17 protein-coding genes are annotated in these 20,002 nt (G+C 50.0%); 10 read left to right on the forward strand and 7 right to left on the reverse strand.

Annotation, left to right across the window (positions count from 1 at the left end; all coding sequences use genetic code 11):
• The first annotated feature begins 232 nt into the window (after positions 1-232).
• Entirely contained in the window at positions 233-514 is a 282-nt protein-coding gene (locus tag H6F88_RS28830; protein ID WP_190646246.1) for a hypothetical protein, read from the forward strand.
• 87 nt (positions 515-601) lie between these two features.
• Positions 602-841, forward strand: a complete 240-nt coding sequence (locus H6F88_RS28835; RefSeq protein ID WP_190646247.1) for a hypothetical protein — start codon at positions 602-604, stop codon at positions 839-841.
• A 109-nt stretch (positions 842-950) separates the two neighbouring features.
• Here the strand turns inward: H6F88_RS28835 and H6F88_RS28840 are convergent, their stop codons facing one another.
• Positions 951-1,346, reverse strand: a complete 396-nt coding sequence (locus H6F88_RS28840; RefSeq protein ID WP_190646248.1) for a gamma-glutamylcyclotransferase — start codon at positions 1,344-1,346, stop codon at positions 951-953.
• Positions 1,347-1,499: 153 nt separating this feature from the next.
• Here H6F88_RS28840 and puuE point away from each other — a divergent pair, with 153 nt between their 5' ends.
• From puuE to H6F88_RS28855, 3 genes are all read left to right on the forward strand, one after another.
• Complete coding sequence (puuE, locus tag H6F88_RS28845) at positions 1,500-2,408, forward strand: allantoinase PuuE (RefSeq protein WP_190646249.1); 909 nt, start codon at positions 1,500-1,502, stop codon at positions 2,406-2,408.
• 223 nt (positions 2,409-2,631) lie between these two features.
• Positions 2,632-3,249, forward strand: coding sequence for a DUF3038 domain-containing protein (locus H6F88_RS28850; protein WP_190646250.1), 618 nt, complete (start codon positions 2,632-2,634; stop codon positions 3,247-3,249).
• A 157-nt stretch (positions 3,250-3,406) separates the two neighbouring features.
• Positions 3,407-4,864: a DUF4335 domain-containing protein gene (locus H6F88_RS28855; RefSeq protein ID WP_190646251.1), complete on the forward strand. Its 1,458-nt coding sequence runs from the start codon at positions 3,407-3,409 to the stop codon at positions 4,862-4,864.
• A 264-nt stretch (positions 4,865-5,128) separates the two neighbouring features.
• Here H6F88_RS28855 and kaiC read toward each other — a convergent pair whose 3' ends face one another.
• From kaiC to H6F88_RS28870, 3 genes are all read right to left on the reverse strand, one after another.
• The gene (kaiC, locus tag H6F88_RS28860; protein ID WP_190646252.1) at positions 5,129-6,691 is read right to left on the reverse strand and encodes a circadian clock protein KaiC; all 1,563 of its coding nucleotides are present in this window, start codon (positions 6,689-6,691) and stop codon (positions 5,129-5,131) included.
• A gap of 103 nt (positions 6,692-6,794) precedes the next feature.
• Entirely contained in the window at positions 6,795-7,112 is a 318-nt protein-coding gene (kaiB, locus tag H6F88_RS28865; RefSeq protein ID WP_190646253.1) for a circadian clock protein KaiB, read from the reverse strand.
• Between the two features lie 82 nt (positions 7,113-7,194).
• Positions 7,195-8,106, reverse strand: a complete 912-nt coding sequence (locus H6F88_RS28870; protein WP_190646254.1) for a circadian clock protein KaiA — start codon at positions 8,104-8,106, stop codon at positions 7,195-7,197.
• A 239-nt stretch (positions 8,107-8,345) separates the two neighbouring features.
• Here H6F88_RS28870 and H6F88_RS28875 point away from each other — a divergent pair, with 239 nt between their 5' ends.
• A complete protein-coding gene (locus H6F88_RS28875) occupies positions 8,346-11,636 on the forward strand; it encodes an ATP-binding protein (protein ID WP_190646255.1) in 3,291 nt (1,096 codons plus the stop codon).
• Between the two features lie 9 nt (positions 11,637-11,645).
• Here H6F88_RS28875 and H6F88_RS28880 read toward each other — a convergent pair whose 3' ends face one another.
• The 3 genes from H6F88_RS28880 to H6F88_RS28890 form a co-directional block, all read right to left on the reverse strand.
• Positions 11,646-13,202: an adenylate/guanylate cyclase domain-containing protein gene (locus H6F88_RS28880; protein ID WP_190646256.1), complete on the reverse strand. Its 1,557-nt coding sequence runs from the start codon at positions 13,200-13,202 to the stop codon at positions 11,646-11,648.
• A 242-nt stretch (positions 13,203-13,444) separates the two neighbouring features.
• Positions 13,445-14,197, reverse strand: coding sequence for a TIGR04283 family arsenosugar biosynthesis glycosyltransferase (locus tag H6F88_RS28885; protein ID WP_190646257.1), 753 nt, complete (start codon positions 14,195-14,197; stop codon positions 13,445-13,447).
• 15 nt (positions 14,198-14,212) lie between these two features.
• Positions 14,213-14,851, reverse strand: coding sequence for a histidine phosphatase family protein (locus H6F88_RS28890; RefSeq protein ID WP_190646258.1), 639 nt, complete (start codon positions 14,849-14,851; stop codon positions 14,213-14,215).
• Between the two features lie 142 nt (positions 14,852-14,993).
• Between H6F88_RS28890 and H6F88_RS28895 the strand changes: the two genes are divergently transcribed.
• The 4 genes from H6F88_RS28895 (at position 14,994) to H6F88_RS28910 (ending at position 19,910) form a co-directional block, all read left to right on the forward strand.
• Positions 14,994-16,157 carry a GuaB3 family IMP dehydrogenase-related protein gene (locus H6F88_RS28895; RefSeq protein WP_190646259.1) on the forward strand — a complete coding sequence of 388 codons (1,164 nt, stop codon included), beginning with the start codon at positions 14,994-14,996 and terminating at the stop codon, positions 16,155-16,157.
• Between the two features lie 433 nt (positions 16,158-16,590).
• Positions 16,591-16,914: a thioredoxin gene (gene trxA / locus H6F88_RS28900; protein WP_190646260.1), complete on the forward strand. Its 324-nt coding sequence runs from the start codon at positions 16,591-16,593 to the stop codon at positions 16,912-16,914.
• Between the two features lie 339 nt (positions 16,915-17,253).
• Positions 17,254-18,318 carry an LOG family protein gene (locus tag H6F88_RS28905; RefSeq protein WP_190646261.1) on the forward strand — a complete coding sequence of 355 codons (1,065 nt, stop codon included), beginning with the start codon at positions 17,254-17,256 and terminating at the stop codon, positions 18,316-18,318.
• Positions 18,319-18,560: 242 nt separating this feature from the next.
• Positions 18,561-19,910: an NAD(P)/FAD-dependent oxidoreductase gene (locus H6F88_RS28910; RefSeq protein WP_190646262.1), complete on the forward strand. Its 1,350-nt coding sequence runs from the start codon at positions 18,561-18,563 to the stop codon at positions 19,908-19,910.
• Positions 19,911-20,002: the final 92 nt, after the last annotated feature.

A 20,002-nucleotide genomic window follows, 5' to 3' on the forward strand; every position in this document is an offset into this window, starting at 1 on the left:
TTCAAGATTGAAAGACTATAGCTTTCAGTTTTGCTCTAGTTTTACTACGAATTTCATCCCAGACAGTACCTAAAGGTGGAAATTCTGGCACAGTGAATGTTCTCAATTAAACTAGAAAACTGTCCTTTTACCTAGATTTGAGATTCTGATTAGGTTTCTACAGTTATTTAGCTCACCCGATTCGTAAACAAACCGTTAATAATGGGTAGCAGATGCTATTCAGTTTTAGTTCATGGATGCGTTTGCTCCAATTCCACCTGACTGGACAAATTCAGCTATTCACGTTCACGAATTTTCTTGCCCGACCTGCCGCACCGCTTGTGTAGAAGCAGAAAAGGTTTGGATTAATCGGCGATCGCCCGTTTTTACCGAAGAACATCGTAAAAGGTGGCAGGAGTTTTATCTCTGTACCTGCGGTGTTTCCTGGTGGGCGTGGAGTAGCGATCGCCCACCAACCGACCTGAAAAGCTGGGACATCTCTGATATGTCTTGGGGCGACGGGGGACTACTTTAATCAGTTACAACCCCTACGCTTTTGGGCAGATGAATTGTCCCTAAAGGTGAGTCACTGTGAGATTGAACATTCACAGAGGTGAAACCAATGGTTAATACCCAAAGTAGCCAAAACCGAGCCGTCAGCAATCTAGAGTATGACCTGATTACAGCTTTGCAAAATAAAGCCGAAGCAGTAAAAGCTTACGAAACCTACATTCAGGATGCTCAAAGCATGGACTCGCAGCCTTGTGTGGAGCTATTCCAAAAGCTACGGGATTCTGACCAACAGCAGGCACAAGAGATTCGTCAGCACCTTCAGCAGGTTATGCAGAACGGCAGAATGTAAGCCGAGCTCGTTGTGGAAACACCGATATACAGATTAAAAATTTAATAGGAGAACCTCCGGCAGGGGCAAACGATCGTTTGCCCCTGCTGGAGATTTTTGTAGATTGCAGCTAACTCACTACAGCCGCCTTGTAAGCTGCCCAACCTCCATAATTAGAGATATCAATCCAGTTGTGCTGCTCTACTAACTCACGCGGGTAGAGCATTGCCGTCAAAACTTCCCCATCCTCCAACACCACATCACCGGGATACATATGGGGTGGCTCATTGGCTAACAGATATTCATACTGCTCCTGAGTTAGTTCATATACCTCACCCGGAATCGAAATACCGCCCTCTGTCACCTCATAGATCGCGGGATGCCAGCCATTCTCAGCCGCATGGAGCCGATAAATCGGTTGAGTTTTTGCTGGACGAATAAACTCAGCAGACTGAAGATTTTGGTGGTCAGGTTGCCCTCGCAGCGCAGAACCACAAATGAAAACTCGCTTGTTAGGGGAGGTCATAGACGTGAAGCAATGCCTGAATTTTGTCTGTAGATACAGTATCTTAGCCGGTAGCGATATTAAGGTAATGTCTTTGACGGACGTATTCAGCGTCTTGGGTAGCCAGAATGTTAACCCCTCAAGAATCTGGACAAAATAGGCAACTTCAACCTTATGACCCCACCGTATCCGCGAGACCTGATTGGGTATGGACAGACCCCTCCTGACCCGCAGTGGCCCAATCACGCCCGGATTGCCGTGCAGTTTGTGATTAATTACGAGGAAGGGGGAGAGAATTGCATTCTGCACGGCGATCAGGCTTCAGAAACTTTTCTGTCTGAAATCGTTGGGGCAGTTCCCTTGCAAGGATTGCGCCACATGAATATGGAGTCTTGCTACGATTACGGCGGTCGGGCTGGATTCTGGCGCTTGCACCGCTTATTTGTGGAGCGAGGCATTCCGATCACCGTCTATGGAGTGGCGATGGCGCTAGAACGAAATCCAGAGGCGGTGGCTGCCATGCTGGAAGCAGATTGGGAAATTGCCAGTCACGGCTATCGCTGGATTGACTACAAGTATTTTGGGGAAGCGGCAGAGCGAGAGCACTTGGAAAAGGCGATCGCCCTCCACACTCAGGTCACAGGCAGTCGTCCCCTGGGTTGGTACTTAGGGCGCAACAGTCCCCATACGCGCCGCCTGATTGTGGAGGAGGGTGGCTTTTTTTATGACTCCGACAGTTATGCTGACGATTTGCCCTACTGGGTACAGGAATATGGCAAGCCCCACCTGGTGATTCCCTACACGCTAGACAACAATGACATGCGGTTTGCCACCCCACAGGGATTTAACTCTGGTGACCAATTTTTTGCCTATCTGCGTGATGCCTTTGATTGTCTCTATGCTGAGGGTGAAACAGCACCCAAAATGATGAGCATTGGGCTACATTGTCGGCTCGTCGGCAGACCCGGTAGAGCGGTGGCACTGGCACGGTTTTTAGATTATGTGCAAAAGCATGAACGAGTGTGGCTTTGCCGTCGGATTGACATTGCTAAACACTGGCATGAACACCATAAGGTAAGTTAGTAGTTTTTCCGTAAAAACCGCTTAATAAGATTGCTCTAGCAGATGGGCTAATAGATTATTTAAGGCGCAAATGATTTGTTATTGCAGAAGCTGTCCCATTGGGGGATGTATCAGAAATAACCAACTTTTAGGGTAGAAAGAAACTTACTCTAGAGTTAAGTAGTCTTGTTTCAAGTCCTGTAACTGCTTCGCCAAACTTTGTCTCGTGCCGTAACTTAGACTTATGCCTTCTACCGTTAAGTCACCCAATTCAAATGCTGCCTGGGAGGAGCTAACTTCAGGCATTCAGCCAGACCCGACTCAGTTGGACAACATCAAAGCCCAACTGGATTTGGTGTTGCTGGCGCTGGAGGCGTTAGCTGGAATTGGCTCTGAAGCAATGTTGCGAACGGCGGCAGAGCTAAACCTGGCAGATGTCGTGGCAGATCGCGTTTCGCTGTGGCGGTTGAGGCAGTCTAGCCCTTTGCGAAAGGGGCAGGGACGTAAGCGGTTGGATGTAGAGGAGGCGCGATCGCTTGTCTTGATTGCCTGTCGTCTGGCAAACCAGCATCAAGAGCTAATTCGCCGTGCAGTGGGGCTATTAGAACAACTTGCTGAACAAAACCGTGAACCTCACCAGGCTGCGCTATTGGGGGATTACCTCGATAATTTCAGCAATGCCTACCAGGAACGGATGGAAGACGGCGAAAACACACCGCCCGACCAGTTGACGCACCTGGCGCTGAAACTGCTGATTGATCTGTTGTTTTATAGCGCTCCTAATGGCTCTCGGCGGCTTTGGATGGCACTGCTCGATCGCACTGGTGTCGCGCCAGTTCATCCTTCAAAGCCAGAGCTATGAGCTTTATATACCGCAGAGACGAAGCTTTATCTCAGCAGTATCCTTATAATTTCGGTGATTGAGTCGTATTCTTGCTTCCACAAAACAGCTTACTTCTGTTCACCTGTGGATCTATCCGTGTGTCTTTAGAAGAAAGCCAAACCTCTCTTCCTTAACCATGTCTTTGCCCAACTCCGTTTTGCGTCGATATACTCCCCCTACCTGCACACTGGAAATTGCGGCAAAAGGGTCGCCTCTGTCTCGCTGGGCAGGTCGCCCTGTGTTGAAGCAGTTGCGGTTTCAGCTTAGCTTTGATGACCCACGTTTACCGCCAGAAGAGCAGGTACAGATTACAGGCGATCGCGCTCAGTTAGAAGCACTGTGTGAAGCAGTCGAGCGCTATGTGCAAAATGTTTTAGGTACCGCTCCTACGCCAGGGCAATCTCCTCCCCTGTTGGCATCCTTTGACCAGCTAGAGTCTTTGCCGGGTGCTGCTTCTAGTAGGGTAGGAAACGGTACAGCAGTAATGCAACCTGAGGAGGGTAATGGTACTGGTGCAACTGGGAGCGCAACTGAGATTTATCTCAAGCCAAAGGGCTTGCTGTCCCACGACCTTTGCCTGGGGGAACTGTCCACAGGTGAGTCAAATGTAGTGCGGCTAAGCGCTTTGCAGCTATTTGATCTGGCAAATGCTTTGGATGAATACAGTGCGGAGGCGATCGCTCTCCCCACGCTTAACCGTCCCACCTGGCTTAACGCTACGCCTGCCTGGGCAAAGGTTGCCGCTGTCCTAGTGCTGGCAGTTGGGGTGACAGCGTCGATCGTTCGCTTTGTCGATCCTTACGCCGGACAGTCTACGATCACCGCTGCTAACGAAGACACGAACGAAATCCAAACTGCAGAAGGTACCTTTAGCGAAGATCCGCAAGACATTGCGCTTACCCCTCTTCCGTCTGGTAAAGACACAACCCCTCCTAACTCTCAACCGCTCGATATTCCGCTACCGCCGCCCAATGCCAATACTCTCCCTTCACCGGGTACCGGATTGCCGTCGGTTGGGGTGCCTCGTACCCCAACTCCGAATGCTCCTGTTCCTAACACTTCCAGTGCTCCCAGCGCTCCCACCAATCTCCCCGATGTAGCGATCGCCCCTTCCCAGCAGCGATCGGATGCACCTGGAACAGGCAGCAATCCATCTGAACTGCAAGTTCCAACGGAATCAGAAGCGGCAGATGCGCCTTCGAGCGCAGCGCGATCTTCGTCAGGGCAAGGGGACGCATTTGCTTCGTCGGAGGCTGCACTGTCGGATGAAGGAGGAGGCGATCGCCCCAACCCAGGCAGCACTGCCTTTGACACCATTCCCCAAGTCGCAGAAGCCCGCGCCTTTTTCCAGGAACGCTGGCAACCGCCCGAAAGCCTCGACCAAACGCTGGAATATCGACTGCAATTAGGCGCTGACGGTACAATTCAGCGAATTATTCCCCTCGGACGGGCTGCTGGGGACTACATCGATCGCACCGGAATGCCCCTCCCTGGCGAACCCTTTGTCTCTCCCGTTGAGAATGGTGGCAATCCCCAAATTCGCATTGTTCTCGACCCCAGCGGCAGAGTCCAAACCTTCATGGAAAGCCCTTGAATCCTCCAGCTCTCCTCGTTACGAGGCTCCGTCTCGTAGTGCCAACCAAAGGCTCTGCTTCTTGTACTCTTTATGAGGCAAAGCCTTACTATAGACATTTCTAGGTTTGGCGTTACTGAATGCGGGCATAATTCACGGATCTCAATTCCCTCTGCAGGGTCATGGCATTGCCATGACTCTACGAAATTCATACCTCAGATCAGCAATGCCTCCCGAGTTTTACCTGAGAACAAGATTAAAGGTGAGTACTGCCCATCCTGCTAGTTAGGCATCGTCGTCAGATTTTTCTTGGAAGCCGCGTACGATCCGCGAAAGCTCATTCTTCTCATCAACGGCAATTCGAGTGGGGGAGCCACTGATAATTCCTTCAAAGTTGCGGAAGGATTCTTTGATTTGTGGACCTTGAGCGCTGATCGTGTATTCTCGAATGCCCTTATCGTGCCAGGAACCGCGCATCTTAAAGACATTCAGGGCTCGTGCCATTTCGCCGCGAATCTCGACATATTGCAACATCAAAATTGTGTCGGTGATTGTAGAAATATGGGAATCGGTAATGGAGTTCGATCCCATAAACTGGTCGGTCGTGTTGGTGAAGAACCCTGTAATTTCTTCCTGCTTAGCGAAGCCCGTCACGCCAATGACAAACTGACGAAATGCATTGTTACTTACACCCCGCGCCAGGGCAGAAAGCGAATCAATCGCAATTCGAGACGGCTTAAACTGGGCAATTTCAGACTTGATAATCTGCAAATGGTCTTCTAAACCCGCTGACTCTGGATAAGCACAGAGAATTCTCAGCAAGCCCTTTTGCTCCAGTTCCTCAAAGTCAATCCCCCAGGAATAGGCGTTGCGGGAAAGCTGGGCGCGAGATTCTTCATAGGCAAATAGCAAAGCGCGTTCGCCAATCCTGCACGCATCTTGCAAAAACTTGCTGACCAGCATCGTTTTGCCTGTACCTGTCGCTCCCGTTGCCAGGATGATCGAATCTTTGAAAAAGCCGCCACCACACATTTCGTCCAGCGTCTTTACGCCAGAGGAAACGCGGACGTTGGACGATCGCTGTGTTAAGCGCATGGCTCCGAGTGGGAAGATGTTGATGCCATCATTGGTGATGGTGAAGGGATATTCGCCCTTCATGTGGGTTGTGCCACGCAGTTTGAGAATTTCGATCGTGCGGCGACGGCGTTCTCCCTCCAGCACATTGCGGACGATCGCCACGTTATCAGAGACAAATTCCTCAACGCCAAAGCGGGCAACCGGGCCGTATTCCTCGACTCGCTCCGTGGTCATGATCGTTGTGGCATTCATCTGCTTAAGGCGAGCCACCAGCCGAAAAATTTCGCGTCGCACGACTGAAGCTGCATCGTATTGCTGAAAGACCGCCGTAACGGAGTCAATCGAAACTCGTTTAGCTTTGTATTTACGAATCGCGTACTGAATTCGCTCGATCAACGCAGACAGGTCAAAGTTGCCGACTACGTCTTGCCCTTCGGGATCAGGGGAAGCATCCAGGATAAACAGCTTGCCCTGATCGATTAGCTGCTGCAAATTCCAGCCAAAGCTGTGAGCGTTTTTGATGATATCAGCCGGAGATTCTTCAAACGTGACAAATACCCCAGCTTCATCAAAGTGAGTGATGCCGTTGTAGAGAAATTGGACGGCAATCAGGGTCTTTCCAGTTCCAGAGGTGCCGCTGACTAGAGTAGTTCTACCAACTGGCAGACCGCCGTGACTAATATCATCAAAGCCTTCAATTAGGGTACGAATCTTCTGGATACCTGCTGAGGTCGATTCAATGGCTTGCCCAGTTTGATTAGCTTTATTCATAAATCTGTCAACAGCTTACCAAAAGAGTTTTTAAATTTAGTTCAATGGTGTGAAATGTGCGGTGGGATGTGGGATGTGGGATGGATAAGGTTTTTGGATTGAACTACTGTTCTTCCCGTTCATCTTCTCGCAATTCGTCGTACAAAAGGTCTAGTCCGATTAAAACTTTCTCGCGATCCGATAAGTCTCCGATGATCTTTCGCACGGGCGGAGGCAGGATTTTGGATAGGGTTGGGGTCGCGAGAATCTTGTCTTCTTCAGCAAGCTGAGGATTTTTGAGAACGTCGATCACCTTCAGCGCATACACACCCTGAAATTCTTTTTCCAAAATGTTGTTCAAAGTCTTTAAAGCACGAATCGAGTTGGGGGTGTTCCCAGCGACGTAAAGCTTCAAAATGTAAGTCTTTTTCAGTGGGCTCATGGATCTCCGATGAGGAATTCGGTTTTTTGACGAGACGACAATGAGGATTGTAAATGCTGATGGCGATCGCTTATAAGAGTTTTCAAGACTCTCTAGGAATGGAGCGACGATACATTTCACAGAGATGGGCGATCGCATCGATCAGGGTCAGCCGATAGTCCAGCAAGATATCATCACTGCGTCCTTCTAGCTGTAGCTGTTTAGAGAATTCGTCCATCAATTCCATGTGCATTTCTACAATGGTCGAGACTGAAATGTCAGCGAAAAAAGCCACATTGACAAAATTATCAATTCTCTCGTTGAGATTGTCTTCTCGGGCAAAATAATTCAAGACAATTTCCCGATAATCTTCCTTAAGCTGCTGGATGAGCTCTTTTCGCTCAGATGAGGACAAGTGTCGGAGAAAGTTTTGGGGATTCCTTTTGTAGTACACACCGAGGTATCCTAGCCGTTCCTTCAGTTTGTCAGACAGGCGTTTTTGTTGCGCAACGAGAGACGTGTGGGTAGTCAGGGCTGCCAAGGAGCCAGGGGTTGAGTCCTGTTCAGGGAGCGGGCAAGAAAGCGATAGCGTCAAGAATTGATCAATCGCTCGATCAATGGTTTGGTCGATCTGATGCAGCTGATCAACTGATGTTCTCAGGACAGCCGTATGGTAGAGAGCAGCCAGATCTGACAGATCAGCTTCTGCCAAGATAGGTGAGTCTTGGACAGACGACGGGGTGACTGAGTCTAAAATCACCGTTGGCAGGAAGATGGCCCGTTCTCTCAAATGTCCAAGTGTTGCCAAAAGCTTTGCAGTATCTTGCAGAATTAAACAGTCCAACTGCTTTTCTCGCTCAATAAAACTGAGGAATTCAGTCTCAACCGCAAATTGAGTCAGGCTGTACTGTCCACTTAACGCACCCTCAAACGAGCCTCGCTGAAGAGAATGCTTGAGGGATTGCGCTAGTGCATCAGAAGAGATCAGGCAACAGATAAACAGTTGAGGACGCAAAGCTATGACTACAAAAAGGACAATAACTGCAAGAAGATCTATAAAGCTGAACTGATAGTGAGAGGAGTAGACTTGTCAAGAATCCTAGCGAAAACTGGGCGATCGCTAAGCAGCATTAAAATACTTAACATTTATTGTAATTGCAAACGCCTTTACTTCTTCTGTCATGCGGCCATAATTGAGCTAGGATCGCTAGCTTGTTGATAAAATTCTCACTGGGGCCTGCTTTCTCGTAATACATGTATGTTGCTTCTGTCAGGGAATTTATCCAACCTACGCCAGTCTGCGCTCAAACTGCCAGACTGCCAGCGGTGCTAGGGTTATTTCAACAAATTAGCTGTGAGCGGGTTATTGTTACCGATGGACAGCGGTTAGTGGGAACGTTGACCCTTCATTGCCTTAAAGACTTTCTATCTAAAGAGACCGCAGAAGTTGAAGAGACAACAGAAGTCGTAGATCGTAATTACTCTGAGACTGCGATCGCTCCCTGGCAGCACACCCTTCAGCAATTATCCTTTCTTGTCGATCAGCCGCTCTATGAGCCGCTAATTGAGCTATCTGCAGATTTGCCAATCAGCCAGCTTGCTCCTTACCTGAAAGACCTGGAGCAGTGGCAATATGCCTTGATTGATGAGTCCGGCGACTGTCTGGGGCTGTTAAACCAAACGCAACTGCTCAAGTTTCTGGTGTTAAACCCCATGCCCAGTTTGCAGAAACGATCGTCAGGGATGGCAGAGATTCAAAAAAGCCTGGAACAGTTAGGTGAAAAGGCGATCGCGTTTGAGCACCCAAAGCGATCGCCCTCAGTAGAGCCAACCTTTGCTGAGTCGATTTCTACGGAGTCAATTTCCGCAGACCTGTTAATTGATTTGCTAGAGCGACTGCCCTTGCCCATGATGCTACAAACCAGCACTGGGGAAGTCGTTGCTCGCAATTTGTCTTGGCGGGAACAGCTCGGTGAGTTGCAAGATCCTAGCACCGTAGGTCGAGAAGCTGCTTTACTGCTAGAAGCCGCTACGCCTGTGCTGCACCGTAGCCAACCTGCTTTATCTACCGAATCTTCCTTTGAACCTCCGTTGTTCGTCAATGCAGCCCAGAGATCTCATTTGTCTGAGCCCTGGAGTGTAGTGAATTCGATTGATGCGATTAGCGATCGCTTCAGTTTTTGTCATTTAGGGGCTGACTTAGATACTTGTGTCTGTACTTGTCCCATGAAAGACGGACAGGAGCGAACCTGGCAGTTTCTCAAAATTCCGCTGGGAAACCGCTCTACTTACGCACAGTTCAGCATGGCGGCTCTTTTGTCGGTGGTGGAATCTCGCCGTCGTACCCAGTCTGGCTTCCAGTCCCATGAGATATCTGACTTCGCTGCTGAGCCAGATCATCCTGCTCAAGCCCATTCTCAGGAGCTATGGCTGGTGATGGCTCAGGACACTACCAAGCAGCACCGGGTTGCCAAAGAGCTAACTGCTAAAAATGCAGATCTTGTCCAGCTTAACCGTCTCAAGGATGAGTTTCTGTCCTGCATTAGCCACGAACTAAAGACACCGCTGACTGCGGTTTTAGGGCTATCAACGCTGCTCAAAGACCAGGCGTTGGGTGAGCTAAACAATCGTCAGACTCGCTACGCGCAACTGATTCACCAGAGCGGTAGACATCTGGTGCTAATTGTTAATGGCATCCTGGATTTGACCCGAATTGAAACGGGACAGCTGGAGCTAACGTTGGAGCCAGTTCATGTTAAAACGGTGTGCGATCGCGCTTATGAGCAAGCCCGTCGGTTGCAGCCCCGGGAAGAAAGCTCTGGCATGGAGATCAGCGCTTCAGCATCAGAAATTCATTTTGACTTGACCGTGCAGCCCGGTTTAGAAACCTTGATTGCCGATGAGCTACGGCTACGGCAAATGTTGACCAACCTCCTCTCCAATGCGTTCAAGTTCACAGAAGTGGGCGGCGAAGTAGGGCTAACCGTGGAAGCCTGGGAAGGTTGGATTGCCTTCACTGTGTGGGATACCGGAATTGGTATTCCCGATGAAAAGCAACACCTGATTTTCCAAAAGTTTCAGCAGCTTGAAAATCCGCTGACTCGGCGATACGAAGGAACCGGACTGGGACTCGTATTGACCCAGCGGCTAGCGCGACTGCATGGCGGCGATGTGACATTTACCTCCGTTGAGGGGCAGGGGAGCCAATTTACTATTTTGCTGCCGCCCAGCCCTCCTCAAGCCACTGCAACTGAAACGCAATCGTCGGTCAAGCCGCTTGCCCAAACTTACAGCAACCGTCTGATGCTGGTGGTCGAGGTAGTGCCCCGCTTTTTAGAAGATTTGACCCATCAGTTGGCTGGGCTGGGCTATCGGGTGGCGATCGCCCGCTCTGGCACGGAAGCCCTAGAAAAAGTGCGACGGCTTCAGCCGGCGACGGTCTTTCTAAATCCGGCTTTGCCCCTGCTGTCTGGTTGGGATGTCCTGACCCTACTAAAATCGGATGCTGAAACCCGTCATATCCCGGTGATTGTGACTGCCAGCCACCTGGAAAAAACTCAGGCTCAGCGCAATGGAGCAAATGGATTTCTTAGCTTACCGATTCAGCCCGATGCGTTGGAGCAAAGTCTGGAACCTCTAACTCACAAAGCGGCTGAGCCACAAGACACAGCGACCAGTCTCACCATCCTGCACCTGAACGTAGACGGGCAGGAGCTGTCTGCCCAATCAGAGCATTATCTAGCGACTCACCTAAATAGCCTGTTGCATCCTCACAACTGCCGGATGCTAGAAGTGGACGATCTAGACCAGGCAGATTTGCTAGCAAAAGTTTGGAAGCCTAATGTGATGTTGTTGGATGGAGTCATCTCTGATCCAATGACCTACCTCAAGCAGTTGAGTGAATATCCAGCTTTAGCAGCCCTGCCGCTGGTAACGCTCACCGCAGAGATTACGCAAGCTGCAAACCAACTGCCAGAGCTAACAGTTTTTCCTTGTTTGGCTTCGCCTTTGCCAGATGAGACAGCTAGTTCAAATGCAGACTCAGCACTACTTCAGGTAATTCAGGTCGCTGCTGGAATGAGTTGGGCACCGCATGTTTTGGTTGTTGATGTGGCGGCACTTCAGCAAGACTGGGTTTCATCGCCGCAGTCTGACTGGGTAGAGGGGACAGCACCTGATCCCAGCGCTAAGCGCGCGGCAGAATGGCTGCAAGCCTCAATGCAATATTTTCAAGCTGCGGGCTTTCGTAGTTCAATCAGTCGTTCCTGGTCAGAGGTGTTGGAGCAAATCCAGCATCAGAGCGTTGATCTGCTGCTGTTGTGCGTGCGCCATGCTGAACCGCATCCATCGGTGCTGAAAGCACTGCAAACTCTAGCTCAGGTCGGTACTAAACCACCCATTCTGGTTTGGAACTGTCAACCCCAGCCGTTTGAAATGGGGGCGATAGGCGAAGTGCTGGAGGCGATCGCCGCTCAAGTCCTCCCTCCCTCGCTTTCGATGAAAGAGTTGCTCGATCAAATTAATCAAACTCTGGTCAGACGATAGGGCTGCATCCTAATTTATTTGTGCAGTGAGTTCTGCGTCTGCTATTGACGGCTCATCGTTAGAAGCTTTGGCTAAAAGCCAGTAGGTCGTCATCTCCCCCTTGCCCTTGACGGCGATCGCCCCTCGTTTTTCAAACTGGTAGCGGTGCTGAAGGTGCTGATAGGTTTCTGCCGTCACCTGAATTTTTCCGGCTTCACCCTGGGTTTCCATCCGAGAAGCGACGTTGACGGTGTCTCCCCAGAGGTCATAGCTAAATTTTTTGATGCCGATCACACCTGCGACGACAGCTCCTGTGTTGATGCCAATCCGCAGTTGAAACGGCTCACCCTGATCTCGATGAAACCGCTGAATTGCTTGCTGCATATCCAGGGCAAGATCCGCGATCGCCTCGGCGTGGTCATCCCTTGGAGTTGGCAGCCCGCCCACTGCCATGTAGGCATCTCCAATGGTCTTAATTTTCTCCAAGCCGTGCTGTTCAACCAATTGGTCAAAGGTCGAAAAAATTTGGTTGAGCAGATTCACTAGATCTGTTGGACGAGTCCGCGCCGCCTGAGAGGTAAAGTCAACAATGTCAGCAAACAGAATTGTGGCTTCGCTGAACTGTTCTGCGATGGCCCCATTCTCTTGATTCACAGAGTCTTGATTCTTCTTGAGTTGATCCGCGATGATTTTAGGCAAGATGTTCAGCAGCAACGTTTCAGATTTGCGTTGAGCTTCGTAAAGCGCTCGCTCAATGCGGCGGCGATCGCCAATATCCCGCACGATAAACAAAACTTCATCTTCGCCGCTGACAACAACGCGCACCTCTTCCTCAAAGAGTTTGCCATCTACCTCATACTGCTGCTCATACACCTCAATCTCACCCGTTTGCAGCACCAATTCCATATATTGCTGTTGTCGCCGCGCCATTTCTGCGGGAATCACATCCATCATTTTTCGCCCAATCCGCTCCATCTCAGGCGATAGTGGTTCATGGAACCCTTTAGCTGGGAAATAGTCTAGATAAACCCCGTCTCGACGAACGCGAAACATCAAGTCGGGAATGGCTGCCAATACAGCCTGGTTCTGGGCTTCGCTGCGACGCAGGGCGGCTTCTGCCTGTTGGCGATCGCGAATTTCTTGCTGAAGCCGAGTATTTTGCTCGGTAAGCTGTCTCTTCTGTCGCTGAATCGTCAATTGATTCTCTACCCGAATCAGCACATCCTCTAACTGAAATGGCTTGGTGATGTAGTCTGCACCTCCCACCTCAAACGCATAAATTTTATTGAGCGCCTCTGAAGCAGCACTTAAGAAAATTACCGGTAGGTCGCGAGTCCGTTCTGCTGCCTTTAGCTTGGCGCAAACTTCGTAACCGCTCATTTGAGGCATATTGACATCGAGTAAAACAATATCCGGCAGAGATGCCTCAACAGAATCTAGAGCAAGCTGTCCGCTGAGTGCTTTCCTGACCTGATATCCCTGTTTCTCAAGCATCGCCGAGAGCAGCCGAAGATTGGCTGGATGGTCATCCACGACCAAAATGTCTGCCTTGCCCTCACCCGTCTTGCTTGCGTCTGCTTTGCTCACGTCTGTTTTGCCTGTTCCTGTCCTGCGCTTTTCCGCCCACTATAAAAACACAAAGGTGGGATGCTCCCAACGAAGTTTCCCACAATCCGTTTCTATTTAAGGTCAGCAGAGTCCTTGTTTAAGTATCCTGACTATCGGTTGAAATCACCAGGGCTTTTAGACAGATGACTCAAGCTTTTATCCACACCTCATGATTTTTTGCCCTAGGGTTAGGCTCTATCAAACTCTTGTGGTTTTGTGACCTAGCGAACATCTTCATAGAACTGCTTCAGGTATGCAGGCGAAACACCAATGCCCCAGAGCAACCCAATGTAGAGATAAATCGCAGTTGCTTTGAGTGTCCCCCATTTTGCTACACGGCGATCGCACGATTGCACCACCCGATTGACCTGCCGAATTCGTCCACGCTGCGTCAGCTTCAAGCACAAATCCGCCTCTTCCATAATCGGCATTGCTGCATCAAAGCCACCACACGCCCAAAAATCCTCCCGCCGACAAAACATCACTTGGTCGCCAAACAGCAGCCGCATCCCTTTCAGGAACAAATGGGGACGAAAAATCAGCGGCGCGTAATATGTTTTCAAATAGTTGTGCAGTGATACGCCCCAGCGAGTTGTCTGAGTGCCAGCCATGAGCGAGATAAACCCCCCACAGGCAACAGTCGAATCAGTCAGAGTGTCAATCACAACGGTGACTAAATCATCTGGAACCAGAGTATCTGCGTGTAAAAAGCAGAGAATATCACCCGTTGCAGCCTCTGCTCCTCGATTCATTTGCAGCGATCGCCCACACTGCTCCGTTGACAGAATACGCATTTCTGTCTGAGGAAAGGCTTGCTGGGTTTGACGAGCGATCGCTAGCGTTTCATCCGTACTGCCCCCATCTACAATCAGCACCTCTGCTGCCGCAGGGTCAAGCAAACTCAAGTGACGCAAAGTGCGTCCTAAGCAGCTTGCCTCATTGAGTGTTGGCATCACAATCGAAACGCGAGCCATCTTTAAGTTCCTACTTCAAGTTCCCGGTAGGTTGCGCAGTCGTTCACTCAGGTGAAGGCGATCGGCAACCGCCTTGACTAATGGTCCGTGAGAGCCAAACTCAACCACGCTAACCGAACCCACTGGACAGCCCAACCGATATCGGAACCGCCCCACGTCAATTCCCAAAAGGCTAGAGAGAATAATCCGAATCGTTGCCTTGTGAGAAACAATCAGGACGTTGCCCTGAGGATAGCGTTGCTGGATTTCTTCAATGACACCCAGGGCACGGTTGGCAATGGCGATCGCTGCCTCCCCTCCCGTCGGTGGATTCCATGCCGGATCAGCCAGCCAGCGAATATAGTCATCATGATAATCCTGTCTGACTGTCTCGACCGTCTGCCCCTCCCACTTGCCGTAATTAATCTCCTTCAACCCATCTCGCAGTTGAATAGATTGCCCAATTGCCTCACAAAGTGGCTGAGCCGTCGCCTGGGTTCGCCGCATTGGGCTACCAAAAACTGCTTCCCAAGCTGTATTGCGGTAAGCTGCCGCAAACTCCTGAGCCATTTCCATTCCTTCGGGCGTTAACTCTGGGTCAATCGAGCCACAAAACAAATTGGCGCGACTGCAATCGGTTTGCCCATGTCGAAGTAAGTACAGCGTCAGACTCAACTCAATTCCTCCAATCGCCAAATGAATAGAACTGGGGAGTTCCCCTGGAAGGGTGTTCCCTCGGTTTTTAATAGTTAGGCTGCATTAATTTTGTTCTAGATTTGATAGTCTAGCCTTAACGGGTTATAGAAGAATTAAAAGCGTGAACATTCAAATTGGCAGGGGCAAAGCGGCCCGTAGGGCATATGGGTTTGACGAAATCGCACTCGTCCCTGGACAGCGAACGCTAGACCCAAAATTGGCAGACACTAGCTGGCGCATCGGTGGAATTGAACGTGAAATTCCCATCATCGCCAGCGCAATGGATGGAGTCGTTGATGTACAGATGGCAGTGCAGCTCTCGCAAATGGGCGCACTGGGCGTACTCAACCTGGAAGGAATTCAGACTCGCTACGAAGACCCCAACCCCATCCTCGATCGCATTGCCTCAGTTGGCACCACCGAATTTGTGCCGCTGATGCAAGAACTTTATGCAGAACCGGTCAAGCCAGAACTAATCGAACGGCGAATTCAAGAAATCAAGCAACAGGGTGGCATCGCTGCGGTCAGTGCTACTCCCCTTGGAGCAACTCGGTACGGCTCGGCTGTCGCTAAGGCGGGGGCAGATCTGTTCTTTATCCAGGCAACCGTCGTTTCAACCGCTCACCTGTCGCCCGAAGCGGTCACACCGCTCGACCTGGCAGAGTTTTGCCAACAAATGCCAATTCCGGTCGTGCTGGGTAACTGCGTCACCTACGAAGTTGCCCTCAACTTGATGAAAGCAGGGGCAGCAGCAGTGTTAGTTGGCATTGGCCCAGGTGCAGCTTGCACCTCACGCGGCGTGCTAGGAGTGGGCGTACCTCAAGCCACAGCAGTCGCAGACTGTGCCGCAGCACGAGATGATTATTATCAGGAAACCGGAAATTATGTCCCTGTAATTGCAGATGGCGGACTTGTTACAGGTGGAGACATCTGTAAATGTATTGCCTGCGGTGCTGATGGTGTAATGATTGGTTCTCCCTTTGCTAGAGCAAAAGAAGCTCCCGGTCGCGGCTATCACTGGGGAATGGCGACACCCAGCCCTGTCCTGCCCAGAGGCACGCGAATTCGCGTCGGCACGACTGGCACCCTAGAGCAAATTTTGCGTGGTCCTGCCCAGCTTGATGATGGCACTCACAACCTACTGGGGGCTCTGCAAACCAGTATGGGTACCCTTGGTGCTAAAGACATTCGAGAAATGCAGCAGGTAGAAGTTGTAATTGCACCCTCTCTGCTCACTGAAGGTAAGGTTTACCAAAAAGCGCAACAATTAGGCATGGGCAAGTAAGCGTAGTTTTGTCAAGTTATTTCAATAAGTTTATCCTTTCCGTTTGGGTGAACTGCTGGAAAAACTATAACTATCGCCTACAATAGAAAGTAGCGGAGACGCATGTTTCCGTTCACTCCTCACACCACACTCCGCCTGGACTACCGTTCAGGCGGTTCCTCTTTTAAAGGAACTACTTCACCAAAGCAGTCAATCCAGAATAGTTAGCGGAAAAATTTTGAATCTTTACTTTCAATTCTTCTAGTTCATCAAGCTGAAGTTTGAAGATGAGCAACATACAAACGCCTACGTTGCTAAATCAGAAATGACACAGACATGAGTAGCTTCAACATTTCGTTAAGTTGTATCTAGTGATATACATCTCTTGGTCGAAGGCGGTTCGTTTCACTATGGTAAGATTTTGACAGATCACGTAGGCAAGGATTTTTCAGGCATGTCAGCAGCCGCGCAAGTTACGGATTCTACTTTTAAGCAAGAAGTACTTGATAGTGAAGTTCCCGTTTTAGTAGATTTTTGGGCACCCTGGTGCGGCCCTTGCCGCATGGTTGCACCTGTCGTTGACGAGATCGCTGAGCAGTACACCGGACAGATTAAAGTCGTTAAAGTTAATACTGACGAGAATCCCAGCGTTGCAAGTCAGTATGGCATTCGCAGTATCCCGACTTTGATGATCTTCAAGGGAGGACAACGAGTCGATATGGTTGTTGGTGCGGTTCCTAAGACAACGCTAGCTAACACCCTAGAGAAATATCTCTAAACCTAAGGGAAAACATCTCTGAAAATTGCATAAGACTAAGGCAATCTTGAGCGGAGAAGAGCGAAGAACTCTCTCCTTTCAGGGTTGTTTAGTCTTTTTTGCTAGTGAGTTTAAGGGAGAGCCTGAAGGAAGATGATTCTGAACAGCGCAAATCTTCTTTGGCAGATCCCCTTCGTATGTACTGACGAGTTCGTTCTTGTGTTTGTGCCGTTTAGGGGCAAACTTTCAAAGATTTTAAGTAGGGCAAAATCCGTGTACCCGAAAGGGTGATTTTGTCTGGTTTAAGGGCAACCCGACCGAAACCTCGGTAAAATAGAGTGCCTTCCGTTAAAGAACTTCATGGTATCTTCTTCATCCCATTCGCTTGACTCGCTGCGGGTAGAGGTCAACAACCTAATCGACCAATTGCCAGACATGATGCATGGGGAGTTGGTTCAGCAGGCAATCATGACGCTGGTTCGCATGGCAGAGGTTGAGGCGGATCGGCTGGATTGGAAGATTCTGAATGCTTCTCTGCAAGATATGGAGAGAGCATTCAGAGGATTCTATCCTTATCGTCATGTACGTAAGGTGACGATTTTTGGCTCAGCTCGGATTTTGCCAGAGAGTCCTCATTACAAGATGGCTGCGGAGTTTGCCCGATACATCACTCAGCAAGGGTTTATGGTGATGACGGGGGCGGGCGGTGGCATCATGCAGGCTGGAAACGAGGGGGCGGGTGCCGCTCGCTCCTTTGGCTTAAACATCCAGCTTCCATTTGAGCAGGGCGCTAATCCTTACATTGAGGGCGATCGCAAGCTGATCAACTTCAAGTATTTCTTTACTCGTAAGCTCTTCTTTTTGCGGGAAAGCGATGCTCTGGTCCTGTTTCCAGGTGGCTTTGGCACTCAGGACGAGGCTTTTGAATGCCTCACATTAATTCAAACGGGTAAATCCGATTTGCTGCCGCTAGTACTGATTGATCGTCCAGAGGGCGAGTATTGGCTGGGCTGGCAGGATTATGTGAAGAATCAACTGCTGCGAAATGGTCTGATTAGCCCAGATGATTTGAGCCTCTACACCATCACCGATCGTCTGGATGTGGCTTATGAAGCGATCATTAGCTTTTACCGCGTTTTCCATTCCAGCCGGTATAAGCAGGGGAAGCTGGTGCTACGGCTCAAGTGCGAACTTTCTGACGCAGATGTAGATTACCTCAACGAAACTTTCCCAGATATTTTGTTAGAGGGAAAGATTGAGAAAAGTCCGGCAGTACCCGAAAAAATCAACGGTGAAATGGCAGAGCTACCACGCTTAGTCATGAGCTTTAATCAGCGAGATTTGGGGCGACTGTACCAGATGATCAAGATAATCAATCAACTGGGTACGCCTTCCGGTGAGAGCGATCATCCTGAAAAGAAATGACTAAAAGTCATTCGCTGTATTAGCCCATTGCATTAAGGACAAGGGGGCGATCGCAAATATTAGATGTAGCGATCGCTGCTGTGTATAAATACTCAGTGAACCTGTGCAAAAGTGGTGGTTATAGTGTAAAGTTGTGTAAAAATAGTTAGACAGAGAAACCGAAACAAGCTGTCGAAATCTACAGTCATACAGCTTGTTTAGTGAACACCATTGCAAAACCTATTCAAGCGGAGCAGGAGCTGATGTCAGACGCAGAGAATCGTCCATCCCCCCACAAGGTTGTGATCGTTGGCGGTGGTTTTGGTGGACTGTATGCAGCCAAAGCGCTGAGTCGCGCTCCTGTAGAAGTGACGCTGGTTGATAAGCGTAACTTTCACTTGTTTCAACCATTGCTCTATCAGGTAGCAACGGGTGGCTTATCTCCCGGAGACATTTCCTCACCTCTGCGTGCAGTCCTTAGCGGTAGCCGCAATGTCAAGGTGCTGATGGATGAGGTGACGGATATTGACTCTGAGCAGCGACAGGTGACGCTGCGAAACCAGACTTTAGAGTACGACAGCCTGATCGTAGCGACGGGCGTAAGCCATCACTACTTTGGCAACGATGCCTGGGAAAACGTTGCTCCAGGCTTAAAAACCGTCGAAGATGCGTTGGAAATGCGGCGACGGATCTTCATGGCATTTGAGGCGGCTGAGAAGGAGCCTGATCCTGAGAAGCGGCGTGCCTGGTTGACCTTTGTGGTAGTAGGGGGTGGTCCAACCGGCGTAGAGCTTGCAGGCGCACTGGCAGAATTGGCTCACACGACGCTCAAGCACGACTTCCGCAACATCGACACGACTGAAGCCCGCATCTTCTTGCTGGAAGGGCTGGATCGGGTGTTGCCTCCTTATCCACCTGAGTTGTCAGCAGAAGCCGAAAAGTCGCTGACTCAGTTGGGTGTGACGGTGCAGACGCGCACTCTGGTTACCAATATTGATGACAATGTGGTGACGATGAAGCAGGGCGATCGCACCGAACAGATTCAATCTCGCACAATCCTTTGGGCGGCTGGAGTCAAGGCCTCCGCGATGGGAAAAGTGTTGGCAGAGCGCGCAGGTGCAGAACTCGATCGCGTCGGTCGGGTAATCGTGGAATCGGATCTGTCTGTGCCGGGACATCCAAACATTTTTGTGGTGGGCGATCTGGCTCATTTTGCCCATCAGGGTGACAAACCCCTTCCAGGTGTAGCACCTGTCGCAATGCAGCAGGGCAGCTACATTGCCAAGCTGATCAAGCAGCGGCTTGAGGGTCAAGCAGTGCCAGCCTTCCAATATTCTGATGGCGGCAGTTTAGCGGTGATTGGGCGCAATGCAGCAGTGGCAAACCTGGGTAAGCTCAAGTTTGCTGGTTTACCCGCCTGGTTGATTTGGATTTTCGTTCACATCTACTACCTGGTTGAGTTTGACAATAAGCTGATCGTCATGACTCAGTGGGCGTGGAGCTATTTCACCAAAAATCGAGGCGCTCGGTTAATTACGGGTGAAGATGATGAACTGCTGGGAGAGATTACACCTGCGTCAGTCATGCCCGATAAATCGGTGGTGAATGTTTAGGGAACTCCCAGAAAGTCGCAGGATGGGCAAAGCAAAGCGTGCCTATCCTAAGCTCATAAAGTTGTGAGATGGGCAAAGAGCAATTGCTCTTT

Source organism: Oculatella sp. FACHB-28 (assembly GCF_014696015.1).
In the GTDB taxonomy this organism is placed as follows: Bacteria; Cyanobacteriota; Cyanobacteriia; order Elainellales; family Elainellaceae; genus JAAUTN01.